The following is a 12,480-nucleotide window of genomic DNA, read 5'->3' on the forward strand; positions in this document are numbered from 1 at the left end:
TCATCGCCAGAAGGACAAAAGCCCGCGAGCAATCGCGGGCTTTTTTTTGGCAGCGCAGACTCAAGCTCCCGCGTGGTTGCTCCCCTCTCCCGCCTGCGGGAGAGGGGTTGGGGGAGAGGGCGGGCGCTGGATACGTCGCCATGCTGGAAACAACCACGGGCTTCGCTTCAAGTGGCTCCTAGCTAAGCCACCCCTCTCCCCGGCCCTCTCCCCCTGAGGGGAGAGGGAGAGACAGCCGTCGTCATCGCCGGCGGCTTTGGCCTGTTCGCCGGCTTCGTTCGGTGCCTGGGGCCTTCACATGCCGCCCGGGTCCCGCTCGATTTCTTCCAGCGTGGCGTCCAGCCACTCCACCAGCCGGGCCTCCATCGCCTGTGTCAGTTCCGCCGCCAGTTGCGCGGTCAGCGGGGCCAGGCGCGATTGCAGCGTGGCTTCGGTATGGGCCTCCACCACCTGCGGCCACTCAGTGCGAAACCGCATCATCACGCGGGTCAGCAGCTCGCTGCGCACGGCGCGCAACTCGTCCGGGCTGGGCGGCGGGCTGGCGTGGTGCGTGGCGTGCGAGACCGAGTAGGCGCCATCCTGGGTTGACGGGGTTGGCTGGTGCAGTGCCGGGATATCGGGCGCGGGCATGCCGTCGCCGGTCTCACGGGGCATGACGACGTGGGTGACCGGGCCGGGCCAGGTCATGTCATGCACGGGCTGGGCATGGCTGGGGCTGCTAGCGCCGGCGTCCGACCACGCTACCGTCTGCGGCGCTCCTGCCGCATCCGGCGCCGGTTGCCTGGCGCCGTCGGTGGGCAGGTCGATCACCTCCGTCAGCAGCGGAATGCTGTCGTTGGGCCCGATGCGCGGGATCACCCGCGAGGTGGTGCGTTCGGTCATGCGGCATCCCCCTTACCCTGTGTTGGCTGGCCGGCCTGGGCGATATCGTGATGCGCCAGCGGATAGCCGCGCTCGCGGTACAGGCGAAAGCGCTCGCGCCCGGCGGCACGGTCGTCGGCGTCGCTGCCGACCACCTCGATCATGCGCTCGAAGCTGGCGAACTGCACCGGCGGCTCGGCGCTAAGGTTGATCAGCAGCTGATGGTGCGGAGCCTGGTCCAGCGCGGCCGCCAACACGATCGGCGTCACCCCGGCGTTCGGGCTGTCCACGCCGCAATGCGGCAGGAAATCCAGCGCGGAGAACGTCCACAAGCGCGCATCGAGCTGCGCCAGCTGCTCCGGCGCGCCATGCACCACCAGTTTCTGGCCGGCGCCGTACGCCTTGCGGATCAGCCGGCAAGCGTAGCCGAGCTTGTCGGGCACGTTGCTGTGGAAATCGATACGCGTCATGGTTGAAAGCAATCCTGTGAGAATGAAGCTAAACAGGGACGGACCCGCGCAGATGCCGGCGCCGGCCCGTCCCTGCTGTCAAGCATCAAGCTTAACCATCCAGCTTCAGCCAGCGCGATCCATCAGGAACTGCGCCAGCAGGGGCACCGGGCGGCCGGTGGCGCCCTTGGCGGCGCCGCTCTTCCAGGCCGTGCCGGCGATGTCCAGGTGGGCCCAGTCGTACTTCTCGGTATAGCGCGCCAGGAAGCAGGCGGCGGTCACGCTGCCGGCCGGGCGGCCACCGATATTGGCCATATCCGCAAAGTTGGACTTGAGCTGGTCCTGGTAGTCATCGTCCAGCGGCATGCGCCAGGCGGTGTCCATGGCCTTGCGGCCGGCTTGCAGCAACTGGTCCGCAAGGCCGTCGTTGCGCGCGTACAGGCCGCTGTTGACGTGGCCCAGCGCGATGATGCAAGCGCCGGTCAGGGTTGCCACATCCACCACGGCGGCCGGCTTGAAGCGCTCCACATAGGTCAGCGCGTCGCACAGGACCAGGCGGCCTTCGGCGTCGGTGTTGAGGATCTCGATGGTCTGGCCGGACATGCTGGTGACCACGTCGCCGGGCTTGGTGGCGTTGCCGGACGGCATGTTCTCGCAGGTGGGGACCACCGCGACCACGTTCAGCTTGAGGCCCATCTCGGCCACCGCCTGCAGCGTGCCCAGCACCGAGGCGGCGCCGCACATGTCGTACTTCATCTCATCCATGCCCTCGCCGGGCTTGAGCGAGATGCCGCCGGTATCGAAGGTGATGCCCTTGCCCACCAGCACCACCGGCGCCTGCTTGGCCGAGGCGCCGTCGTAGCGCAGCACGATGAACTGGGGCGGCTCCACCGCGCCCTTGGTGACCGCCAGGAAGGCGCCCATCTTCAGGGCCTCGAGCTGCTTGCGGCCCAGCACTTCCACCTTGAGCTTGTGGCGCTTGGCGATGCCGCGCGCGGTATTGGCCAGGTAGGTCGGCGTGCAGATGTTGGACGGCAGGTTGCCCAGGTCCTTGGTCAGCTCCATGCCGTTGGCGATGGCCGCGCCGCGAATCACGGCCTGGGCGGCCGCCTTGGCGTCAGCCGCGTCCACGGTCAGCACCACCTTGCGCAGGCCGGTGAGCTTGTCGGCGCCGTTGCCGTTGCCCTTGGCGTTGGCATTGGTGCGCTTGAGGCCCGGATGGCGCTCCAGCAGGCGGTAGCCCGCCTCGCGGATCAGGGTGACGGTGGTGATCAGGCGCCAGGCCAGGTCGCGGGCGTTGCCAGCTTGCTGCGGGGCCTGCTGCTGGGCCAGGCACCACAGCACATTGGCGGCGCGCGTGCCGGACAAGGCACGCAGCGCGGTGCGCACGGCCTCGGCGAACGCCTTGTCGCCGAACTCGGCTTCCTTGCCAAAGCCCACCAGCAGCACGCGGGCAGCGCCCACACCGGCCACTTCGTGCAGCATCAGCTGGGTACCGCGCTTGCCTTCGAAATCGCCCAGCTTGATGAGCCGGGAGACCAAACCCTTGGTTGCCACGTCGAGTGCCTTGGCCACACCGGCCAGGCTCTGTCCTTCAAACAGGCCCACCACCAGACAATCGGTCTTGGTTGCCAGGAAACCATTTTGGCCCGCTTTGCTCCAATCCAAGGCTTTTGTGCTAAATTCCATCGCGCTTCCTTCCAGGGGCTTGTCCACCACGAAAGCTCCTATTATCCGCGATTTGCTGCCGGCGGTCCGCTATGCTTGCTAGCAAGCCCCCCGGCACCGACATCGCCCGCGCCGGCCGGCAGCCCGGAACCGACTCCGCATGATCTTTCAACAAGCCTTGCGTCGCGAGCTCGCATACACCGCCGGCGCGGTGTTTCTGGTCATGCTGACCTTCATGCTGACCTCGCTCGTGATCCGTATTCTCGGCATGGCCGCCAATGGCCAGGCCAGCCCCAATGACGTCCTGATGCTGATCGGCCTGGCCACCATCGGCTACCTGTCGATCCTGCTGTCCGCCACCCTGTTCATCTCCACCCTGATCGTGCTCACGCGCTGGTACAAGGACTCGGAGATGGTGGTGTGGTTCTCGGCCGGCATCTCGCTGCGCGACCTGGTCAAGCCGGTGCTGCAGTTTGCCGCGCCCTTCATCATCATGTCGCTGCTGCTGGGCATGTTCGCCTGGCCGTGGGCCAACCAGCAAAGCGCGCTGTTCCGCGACCGCTTCGAGCAGCGCGGCGTGCTGTCCATGATTGCCGCCGGCCGCTTCATCGAGCCGGCCAAGGGCAATTACGTGCTGTTCATCGAAGGCATCGACGCCGACATGAAGCACGCGCGCAATGTCTTCGTGGCCAACGCCGAGGCCGACAAGATCGGCGTGGCACTGGCCCACCAGGGCCAGTTCCAGACCATGCCCAACGGCGACCGCATGGTGGTGATGGAAAACGGCCGCCGCTATGCCGGCACGCCCGGCAAGATCGACTACCGCATCGTCGAGTTCGACCAGTACGCGGTCAAGGTGGACAACAAACCACCTGAGTCGGACGCCAACCTGCCGACCAAGAGCCGCGACACCATCGACCTGCTGCGCAACCGCACCAACGAGAACCTGGGCGAGTTGCTGTGGCGCCTGTCGCTGCCGCTGCTGGCCTTCAACTTTGTGCTGATCGCCATCCCGCTTGCCTACGTCAACCCGCGCCTGGGCCGCTACACGCCCCTGGTCTTCGCGGTGCTGATCTACCTCACCTACAGTAACGTGATCAATCTCTCGCAGGCCTGGGTGCGCTCCGGCTCCATCCCGTTCGCGTTGGCCTGGTGGCCGTTCCACCTGATCGCCCTGCTGGGCGCGGTGATGCTGTTCCGCTACCGCCAGAACCGCAGCCTGGGTGGCTGGCGCGCGGTCTTCGGCCTGCCCCGCAAGGGCGGCGCCCGGGGGAACCAGGCATGAAGGTATTGCGTGTCTACGAGCGTTATTTCGCGCGGCTGATCTACGGCGTCTTCGCCTTCATCCTGTTTGCGGTGCTGGCGCTGTTCGTGTTCTTCGACATGCTCAGCGAGCTGGAGAGCGTGGCCGGCCGCTACACCTCGCTGGTGGCGTTCTTCCACGTCATCCTGCAGGCGCCCACCCGCATCTATGAGGTGCTGCCGATCGCCGTGCTGATCAGCGCCATCTATGTGTTCTCGCAACTGGCCAGCCAGTCCGAGTACACCATTTTCCGGGTGGCCGGGCTGAATACGCGCCAGGCGCTGTTCTCGCTGTTCAAGCTGGCGATTCCGCTGGCCATCGCCACGTTTATCTTCGGCGAGTTCATTGGCCCCAAGGCCGAGCAGTATGCGCAAAAGGTCAAGCTCGAAGCACTGGGCGCCACGGTGTCGGCGGGCTTTCGCTCCGGCGTGTGGGTCAAGGACCGCGACCGCGATGCCTCCAAGGGCCATGAGGTCACGCGCTTCGTCAACGTGGCCGGCCTGCGGCCCGACCAGAGCATCACCGGCGTCACCATTTACGAGTTCGACGACCAATACCGCCTGAGCGTGATCCGCGTGGCCAAGGAAGGCCGCTACGAGGGCGGCCAGTCCTGGCAGCTCACCGGCGTGACCGAGACCCACTTCCTGGAACTGCCCAGGGGCGAGCCCGGCAAAGCGGACGCCCTGGCACCGGCCTTCCGCGGCGAGCAGCAAAGCGTGCCCACCATGGCCATGCGCTCCGAGCTGACGCCGCAGATCCTGTCGGTGCTGCTGGTGGAGCCGGAGCGGATGTCCACGGTGGACCTGTTCCGCTATATCCGCCACCTGCGCGACAACAAGCAGGACACCCAGCGCTACGAGATCGCCTTCTGGAAGAAAGTGATCTACCCGCTGACCCTGTTCGTGATGGTGGCGCTGGCCCTGCCCTTTGCCTACCTGCACGCGCGGGCCGGCGCGGTGGGCGTGAAGGTGTTCGGCGGCATCATGCTGGGGCTGTCCTTCCACTTGTCCAACACCCTGTTCTCGCACGTGGGGCTGCTGCATACCTGGCCGCCCATCGTCTCGGCGCTGATCCCCGGCACGCTGTACCTGCTGGTGGCGCTTGGCGCGTTGCGCTGGGTGGACCGGCATTAAGCCAGCCAGCGCAAGCACTAAGGCTCGAAGATGAATACCACGCCCCTTCCCCGCCAGGCCATGGTGCTGTTTGGCCACGGCGCGCGCGATGCGCGCTGGCGCGAGCCGTTTGACCGGCTGCACGCCAGGCTGACCGCTGCGCTGCCGGATTGCGCGGTACGCCTGGCCTTCCTGGAACTGATGACGCCTTCGCTGCCGGATACGCTGGCGGCGCTGGCCGCAGGGGGCGTTACCGACATCAATGTGGTGCCAGTGTTCTTTGGCCAGGGCGGGCATCTGCGGCGGGACCTGCCGGCGTTGCTGGATGATTGCCGGGGCAAGCTTCCGGGGGTGACGATCCGCTGCGCGGCGGCTGTTGGCGAGGATGACAGCGTGCTGGATGCGATTGCGGCTTATTGCGTGGGGACGCTCGGCAGCGCGGAACAGCGCACCTGAAACATCGAACGAAGCCGAAGAACGGGCCACAACCCCGCGCTACGACGACGGCAGTCGCTCCCTCTCCCCTCAGGGGGAGAGGGCTGGGGAGAGGGGTGGCTTAGCTAGGAGCCACTTGCAGCGAAGCCCGTGGTTTTTGACGGCACGACGGCGTAACGAGCGCCCGCCCTCTCCCCCGGCTTGCTCTCCCGCAAGCGGGAGAGGGGAGCAAACCGGCGCAGCCCGAAAGCTCACAAGCACACAAGCACAAAGAAAAAGCCGGACAACGCTACGTTGTCCGGCTTTTTTACATCGCACCCAGTGCTTCAGGCCGCGCGAGTCTGCGCGTATGCAACGTCGCCATCCACATCCTGCGGCACCACCTCGCTAGCCCGCGAGGCCAGCGCTTCGCCGATCATCAGCAGGCTGGGATGCACCGGATTGATCCAGGCCGCCGCTTCGCCCGCCGCCATCTGCCGCAGCGTGAACTGGCGGCTGCGCTGGTGCGCCGAGGTAGCGGCCTCGACCACCCAGGCAGGCGTGGAAGCCGGCTTGCCGTGCGCGATCAGCTGCGCGGCGATGGCTGCTGCCTGGTCGCGGCCCATGTAATACACCACCGTATCGGCCTTGACATCCGCCTCCACGTCGATCGTGTCAGCCGCCTTGGATTGCGTCGCAAACGCCACGCTGCGCGACACACCGCGCTTGGTGAGCGGCTTGCGGATCGCGGAAGCCGCCGCCAGCGCGGCGGTGATGCCCGGCACGATCTCGTACTCGATGCCGGCCTCTTCCAGCGCCTGCAACTCCTCGTCGGCGCGGCCGAACAGCATCGGATCCCCGCCCTTCAAGCGCACCACGCGCTCGAACTTGCTGGCCTGGTCCACGATCTGGCGGTTGATGAACAACTGCGCGGTGGAGCGCTGGCCGCAGCGCTTGCCCACCTCGATCAGCTGCGCCTGCGGACACCATGCCAGCATCTCGGGCGAGACCAGCGCATCGTGCAGCACCACCTGGGCTTCGCCCAAAAGCCGTGCACCGCGCACCGTAATGAGGTCCGCGGCGCCGGGACCCGCGCCGATCAGATAGACCTTGCCCATGCCATGCTCCTTCGCGCTCACTGGATCGATTTGTCTATGCACTCGCCTTAAGCGAACGCACGGATCATGCCAGCGGCCACGGTGTGGTTGGTGGCTTCGTCGATCAGCACGAACGCGCCGGTTGCCGGGTTGTCGCCATAGTTGTCGCAGACGATGGGCTTTTGCAGCGAGATCTGCACCGAGCCGATATCGTTCAGGCCGATCTCGTGGCGGTCGGTCTCGTGCAGCAGCGTATGCACGTCCAGCACGCGATCCACCGACGACACGCGCGCGAACACACTGGCCGTGGTGTGCTTGAGCACATATTTGCGGGCCGGATTGAGCGATTCATCGTCGAACCAGCACAGGTCGGCGGTCAGCTTCTTGGCCGAAACGCTGTCCGCCGCGGCAGCCACGAACATATCACCGCGTGACACATCCACGTCTTCCGACAAGCGCACCGTCACGGTCTCGCCCACGCTGGCCGATTCGGCCACGCCGTTGGGGGTCAGCACTTCCGCCACCAGCGCATCGCGGTTGGCGGGCAGCACGCGCAGCTTCTGGCCCACGCGCACGGTGCCTGCCTCGACCCGGCCGGCATAGCCGCGGAAATCGTCAGCCTGGGCGCCGTCCTGGCGGATCACCAGCTGCACCGGGAAACGCAGCGCGGCGTCGCCTTCGGGTGCGGGTTCTTCCACCGGCAGGGCTTCCAGCAGCGGCAGCAGCGGCTCGCCCTGGTACCACGGCATGGCCTGGCTGGCGTTGACGATATTGTCGCCACGCAGCGCCGACACCGGCACGTAGCGCACATCCTTCAAACCCAGCTGGCTGGCCAGCTCGGTATAGGCCGCGCGGATCTGGTTGAAGCGCTCTTCGCTGAACTCGACCAGGTCCATCTTGTTGATGGCCACGATCACGTGTTGCAGTTCCAGCAGCTTCAGGATGGCCGAATGGCGCTTGGTCTGCGCCAGCAGCTCGGCGCGGCCGTCCGTCACCGTCACGCGGGTGGCGTCGACCAGCACGATGGCGGCGTGCGCGGTTGAGGCGCCCGTCACCATGTTGCGGGTGTACTGCTCATGCCCCGGCGTGTCCGCGATGATGAACTTGCGGCGCGCGGTGGAGAAATAGCGGTAAGCCACGTCGATGGTGATGCCCTGCTCGCGCTCGGCTTCCAGGCCATCGGTCAGCAGCGAGAAATCGATCTGCTCGCCGGCGGTACGCTTGTTCTTGGCGTTGGTCAGCGCGGTCAGCTGATCGGACAGCACAGCCTTGCTGTCGTACAGCAGGCGGCCAATCAGGGTGCTCTTGCCATCGTCGACCGAACCGGCGGTGATAAAACGCAGCAGGCCTTGGTGTGTTGCTTGGGTGCTCATTTTAAATCCTTTCTTCGTCCCTCTCGCAGCGCTCGCTCCGGCGCATAGGCGGGAGGCAGCGCTAGGCGCGTGAGGGCGACGTGTACATTGGTACACGAGCACTCTCGCAACGACGCGATGTGCCCGCCTATGCGTCCGGGTTAGAAGTAGCCTTCTTTTTTGCGGCGTTCCATGGACGCTTCGCTGGTCTGGTCGTCCATCCGCGTGGCGCCGCGCTCGGTGATCTCCGTCACGGCCGTCTCGGCGATGATCTCGATCGGCGAGGCCGCAACGCTGGCCACCGGGCAGGTGCAGCTGATGTCGCCCACGGTGCGAAAACGCACCGAGATCACTTCGCTGACGTCGCCGTCTTGCTTCGGCGTGATCGGGGTGACCGGCACCAGCAGGCCGTTCTTCTTCACCACTTCGCGCTGGTGCGCGTAGTAGATCGGGGGCAGCTCAAGCGCTTCGCGGGCGATGTACTGCCACACATCCAGCTCGGTCCAGTTGGAGATCGGGAACACGCGCATCTGCTCGCCGGCCGCCATGCGGGCGTTGTACAGGCTCCACAGTTCCGGGCGCTGGGCCTTCGGGTCCCATTGGCCGAACTCGTCGCGGAAGGAGAAGATGCGTTCCTTGGCACGCGCCTTTTCTTCGTCGCGGCGGGCACCGCCCATCAGCGCGTCGTACTTGTTGGCTTCGATGGTTTCCAGCAGGGTCACGGCTTGCGCGGCATTGCGCGAGTCGGTTTCCTTGCGCAGGCGCACGGTGCCGCGCTTGATGGAATCTTCCACATGGCCCACCACCAGGCGCGCGCCAAGCTCGGCCACGCGCTGGTCACGGAAGCGGATCACTTCCGGGTAGTTGTGGCCGGTGTCGATATGCACCAGCGGGAACGGCAGTTCGGTCTTGCGGTCGCCCAGGCGGAAGGCCTTGAGCGCCAGGTGCAGCATGACGATGGAGTCCTTGCCGCCCGAGAACAGCAGCGCCGGGTTGCGGCACTCCGCCACCACCTCGCGGATGATGTAGATGGATTCCGCCTCGAGCTTGTCGAGGTGATCGTTTTGCACTTGCAGCAGGTGCGCCACTTCCGGCGCGCCGGTCAGTTCGTTCATGATGCCCATTTCGTCTGGCCTCAATGCTTGATGTTCTGTTCGTGAAGCCCGCACTCTTTCGAGTCCTTGCTCTCCCACCACCACCGCCCGGCGCGTACATCCTCGCCAGCGCGCACGGCACGCGTACAAGGCTCGCAGCCGATGCTGGGGTAACCCTTGGCATGCAGCGCGTTGACCGGCACGTTGTGGCGCTTCAGGTAAGCCCACACCTCGGACTCGCTCCAGTCGGCGAGCGGGTTGAACTTGGGAATGCCGCGTGCCTCGTCCATTTCCTCGAACGGCAGCTCCGAGCGCGTCACCGCCTGCTCGCGGCGCTGGCCGGTCAGCCAGGCGTCCGCGTGGGACAGCGCGCGGTTCAGCGGCTCCACCTTGCGGATGCCGCAGCAGTTCTTGCGCAGGTCCACGCTGTCGTAGAACGCGTTCAGGCCGTGGTTCTTCAGGTAGTTCTCCACCGCCTCGGGATCCGGCGTGAAGCGCTCGATGTCGTAGCCGTAATGCGCCTTGACCTCATCGAGCACCGCCAGCGTCTCGGCATGCAGGCGCCCGGTTTGCAGCGTGAACACGCGGATGCCGGCGCGCACGGCCTCGGTGCCGCGCAGGATGGCATCGGTCACCACCATGTCTTCGGCTGCCAGGCTGGACGCAAAGCGGGCGCGGAAAAAGCGGCCGGCGATCTGCGCCAGGCGCAGGCCCAGCGCACGCTCCTTGGCCTCCAGATCCGCCACGCTGCCGGTGTACGCCGGCGCGGTCCACAGCGCCGGCGGGCGCAGTGACGAGACGGCAGCCTCGACGATTGCAATCTCGCTCATGCCGTTTCCTTGCCCAGCGCTTCGGCGCGGTTGCGGCGAAACAGCGGCAGCGGCTCATCCACCGATGCCTGGTAAGCCACGGTGAACTCGGTGAAGCCCTTGATGGCGTCATCGATGTTCTTGTCCGCGCGCACCGCAAAGGCGTCAAAGCCGCAGCGCTTCATGAAGTTCAGCTGGTCGCGCAGCACGTCGCCGATGGCGCGCAGCTGGCCGGTCCAGTTGTAACGGGTGCGCAGCAGGTAGGCGGTGGAAAAACCACGGCCATCGCGGAACACGGGGAAATCCACCGCCACCACGGCCACGCTGGCAAACGCGGCCTGCGCGTCGGCCGGCTCGTCTTCCGGCGCCAGCCAGATGCCGGTGATGTCGGCAGCGCGGCCAGCCAGCACGCCGTCCTTGTGCGCCAGCCATGCGGTCAGCGGGAACAGCACAGCGTCCTTGCCTTGCGCGGCGGCGGCGATCTGCTCTTCCGTCAGGGCCGCGCCCTCGGCACCGCGCAGCACCGTCCATGCGTCGTCGATGATGACCGGAACCGGGTTGGCGCCTTCGCCGCGTTGCAGTTGAATAATCTTTGCCATGTCGTTATCTCCGGTGCTCAGGCTTCGGCGCGTTCGCGCTGCTTGTCGGCGTAGACGCGTTCCTTGAACGGGGCGATGCCGATACGGCCCAGCACATCGATGAAGCGTTCGTCGTCATGGCGGTTGGCCACATAGGTGTCGATGATGTGCGACACCACATCCGGCATTTCCTCAGCCTTGAACGACGGGCCAATCACCTTTCCGATGGCGCTCTTGTTGCCTTGCGCGCCACCCAGCGTGACCTGGTACCACTCCTCGCCGTCCTTATCCACGCCCAGCACGCCGATGTTGCCAACGTGGTGGTGGCCGCAAGCGTTGATGCAACCCGAGATATTGAGCGAGATCTCGCCCAGGTCGTGCACGTAGTCCAGGTTGTCGAAACGCTCCTGGATGGCCAGCGCGATGGGGATCGACTTGGCATTGGCCAGCGAGCAGAAATCGCCGCCCGGGCAGGCGATGATGTCGGTCAGCAGGCCGATGTTGGCGGTGGCCAGGCCGCCCTTCTTGGCCTCTTGCCACAGCGCGTACAGGTCGCGCTTCTTCACGTCCGGCAGCACCAGGTTCTGCTCGTGCGCCACGCGCAGCTCGCCGTAGCCGTAGCGGTCAGCCAGGTCAGCCACCAGGTCGATCTGCGCATCGGTGGCATCTCCCGGGGGCGATGCCGGGCCGGGCTTGGTCGACAGCGTGATCGCCGCGTAGCCCGGCACCTTGTGCGCATGCACGCTGCGGCTCACCCAGCGGGCGAAAGCCTTGTCTTCCAGCAGGTGCTTTTCATATGAAGCGTCGGTGTCCGGCAGCTTGTCGTAAGCCGGGGGCGCGAAGTACTGCGCCACGCGGTCGAACTCGGCCTGCGTGATGGTGGCGGGACCATCCTTGCTGTGCTGCCATTCTTCCTCGACTTCCTGCGCGAACTTCTCCGCGCCGATGGCCTTCACCAGGATCTTGATACGCGCCTTGTACTTGTTGTCGCGCCGTCCATAGCGGTTGTACACGCGAATGGCCGATTCCACGTACGACAGCAGGTGCTGCCAAGGCAGGTCGTCCTTGATCACCGAACCCAGGATCGGGGTGCGGCCCAGGCCGCCGCCGGCCAGGATGCGCAGGCGCGTTTCGCCCTCGGCATTGCGGTAAGCGTAGATGCCGATATCGTGCATCTGCACCACGGCGCGGTCATCGGCCGAAGCGGAGATGGCGATCTTGAACTTGCGCGGCAGGAACGCAAATTCCGGCTGGAACGTGCTCCACTGGCGCAGCAGCTCAGCCAGCACGCGCGGGTCCACGGACTCATCGGGCGCAACGCCAGCGAAGTGGTCGGTGGTGATGTTGCGCACGCAGTTGCCGGAGGTCTGGATGCCGTGCATCTCGACGCTGGCCAGTTCGGCCAGCACGTCGGGCACGCGCTCCAGCTCCATCCAGTTGTACTGGATGTTCTGGCGGGTGGAGAAGTGGCCATAGCCGCGGTCATACTCGCGCGCGATATGGCCCAGCATGCGCATCTGCTTGCTAGACAGCAAGCCGTACGGAATCGCCACGCGCAGCATGTAGGCATGGCGCTGCATGTACAGGCCGTTTTGCAGGCGCAGCGGCAGGAATTCTTCCTCGGACAGCTCGTCGGACAGGCGGCGGCGCACCTGGTCACGGAACTGGGCTACGCGTTCGTTGACGATGCGCTGGTCGTATTGGTCGTACTGATACATGGTGTGGGTCCGTTCAGTATTCGTT

General features: G+C 65.9%; 12 protein-coding genes. 3 read left to right on the plus strand and 9 right to left on the minus strand.

Going from position 1 to position 12,480, the window contains the following annotated elements:
* Positions 1 to 294 precede the first annotated feature (294 nt).
* The 3 genes from AC1Q7Q_RS05830 to AC1Q7Q_RS05840 all read right to left on the minus strand — a co-directional run bounded on the left by AC1Q7Q_RS05830 (position 295) and on the right by AC1Q7Q_RS05840 (position 2,999).
* A complete protein-coding gene (locus tag AC1Q7Q_RS05830; RefSeq protein WP_492375665.1) occupies positions 295 to 882 on the minus strand; it encodes a hypothetical protein in 588 nt (195 codons plus the stop codon).
* Complete coding sequence (locus tag AC1Q7Q_RS05835) at positions 879 to 1,331, minus strand: DNA polymerase III subunit chi (RefSeq protein ID WP_492375664.1); 453 nt, start codon at positions 1,329 to 1,331, stop codon at positions 879 to 881. The genes AC1Q7Q_RS05830 and AC1Q7Q_RS05835 overlap by 4 nt, the downstream gene beginning before the upstream one ends.
* A gap of 105 nt (positions 1,332 to 1,436) precedes the next feature.
* On the minus strand, positions 1,437 to 2,999 hold the full coding sequence (locus AC1Q7Q_RS05840; RefSeq protein WP_492375663.1) for a leucyl aminopeptidase: 1,563 nt from the start codon (positions 2,997 to 2,999) through the stop codon (positions 1,437 to 1,439).
* A 139-nt stretch (positions 3,000 to 3,138) separates the two neighbouring features.
* Here AC1Q7Q_RS05840 and lptF point away from each other — a divergent pair, with 139 nt between their 5' ends.
* From lptF to AC1Q7Q_RS05855, 3 genes are read left to right on the plus strand one after another with little or no spacing between them, the layout of a single operon-like run.
* Positions 3,139 to 4,263 (plus strand): LPS export ABC transporter permease LptF, encoded by a 1,125-nt coding sequence (lptF, locus tag AC1Q7Q_RS05845; protein WP_183036652.1) that lies wholly within the window; start codon positions 3,139 to 3,141, stop codon positions 4,261 to 4,263.
* Positions 4,260 to 5,414 carry an LPS export ABC transporter permease LptG gene (lptG, locus tag AC1Q7Q_RS05850; RefSeq protein WP_416049489.1) on the plus strand — a complete coding sequence of 385 codons (1,155 nt, stop codon included), beginning with the start codon at positions 4,260 to 4,262 and terminating at the stop codon, positions 5,412 to 5,414. The genes lptF and lptG overlap by 4 nt, the downstream gene beginning before the upstream one ends.
* Positions 5,415 to 5,444: 30 nt before the next feature.
* Positions 5,445 to 5,849 (plus strand): sirohydrochlorin chelatase, encoded by a 405-nt coding sequence (locus tag AC1Q7Q_RS05855; RefSeq protein ID WP_492375662.1) that lies wholly within the window; start codon positions 5,445 to 5,447, stop codon positions 5,847 to 5,849.
* Between the two features lie 305 nt (positions 5,850 to 6,154).
* On the opposite strand, the gene cobA is transcribed toward AC1Q7Q_RS05855, so the two are convergent.
* The 6 genes from cobA to AC1Q7Q_RS05885 all read right to left on the minus strand — a co-directional run bounded on the left by cobA (position 6,155) and on the right by AC1Q7Q_RS05885 (position 12,455).
* Complete coding sequence (cobA, locus tag AC1Q7Q_RS05860; protein ID WP_492375661.1) at positions 6,155 to 6,925, minus strand: uroporphyrinogen-III C-methyltransferase; 771 nt, start codon at positions 6,923 to 6,925, stop codon at positions 6,155 to 6,157.
* A 47-nt stretch (positions 6,926 to 6,972) separates the two neighbouring features.
* Entirely contained in the window at positions 6,973 to 8,277 is a 1,305-nt protein-coding gene (locus AC1Q7Q_RS05865; RefSeq protein WP_174427935.1) for a sulfate adenylyltransferase subunit 1, read from the minus strand.
* A 140-nt stretch (positions 8,278 to 8,417) separates the two neighbouring features.
* On the minus strand, positions 8,418 to 9,380 hold the full coding sequence (gene cysD / locus AC1Q7Q_RS05870) for a sulfate adenylyltransferase subunit CysD (RefSeq protein WP_174427934.1): 963 nt from the start codon (positions 9,378 to 9,380) through the stop codon (positions 8,418 to 8,420).
* Positions 9,381 to 9,391: 11 nt separating this feature from the next.
* On the minus strand, positions 9,392 to 10,180 hold the full coding sequence (locus AC1Q7Q_RS05875; protein WP_492375660.1) for a phosphoadenylyl-sulfate reductase: 789 nt from the start codon (positions 10,178 to 10,180) through the stop codon (positions 9,392 to 9,394).
* Entirely contained in the window at positions 10,177 to 10,758 is a 582-nt protein-coding gene (locus AC1Q7Q_RS05880) for a DUF934 domain-containing protein (protein ID WP_174427932.1), read from the minus strand. The genes AC1Q7Q_RS05875 and AC1Q7Q_RS05880 overlap by 4 nt, the downstream gene beginning before the upstream one ends.
* Before the next feature lie 17 nt (positions 10,759 to 10,775).
* Positions 10,776 to 12,455, minus strand: a complete 1,680-nt coding sequence (locus AC1Q7Q_RS05885) for a nitrite/sulfite reductase (RefSeq protein ID WP_492375659.1) — start codon at positions 12,453 to 12,455, stop codon at positions 10,776 to 10,778.
* Positions 12,456 to 12,480 lie beyond the last annotated feature (25 nt).

This window comes from Cupriavidus sp. GW823-FHT07A04, from assembly GCF_058794615.1.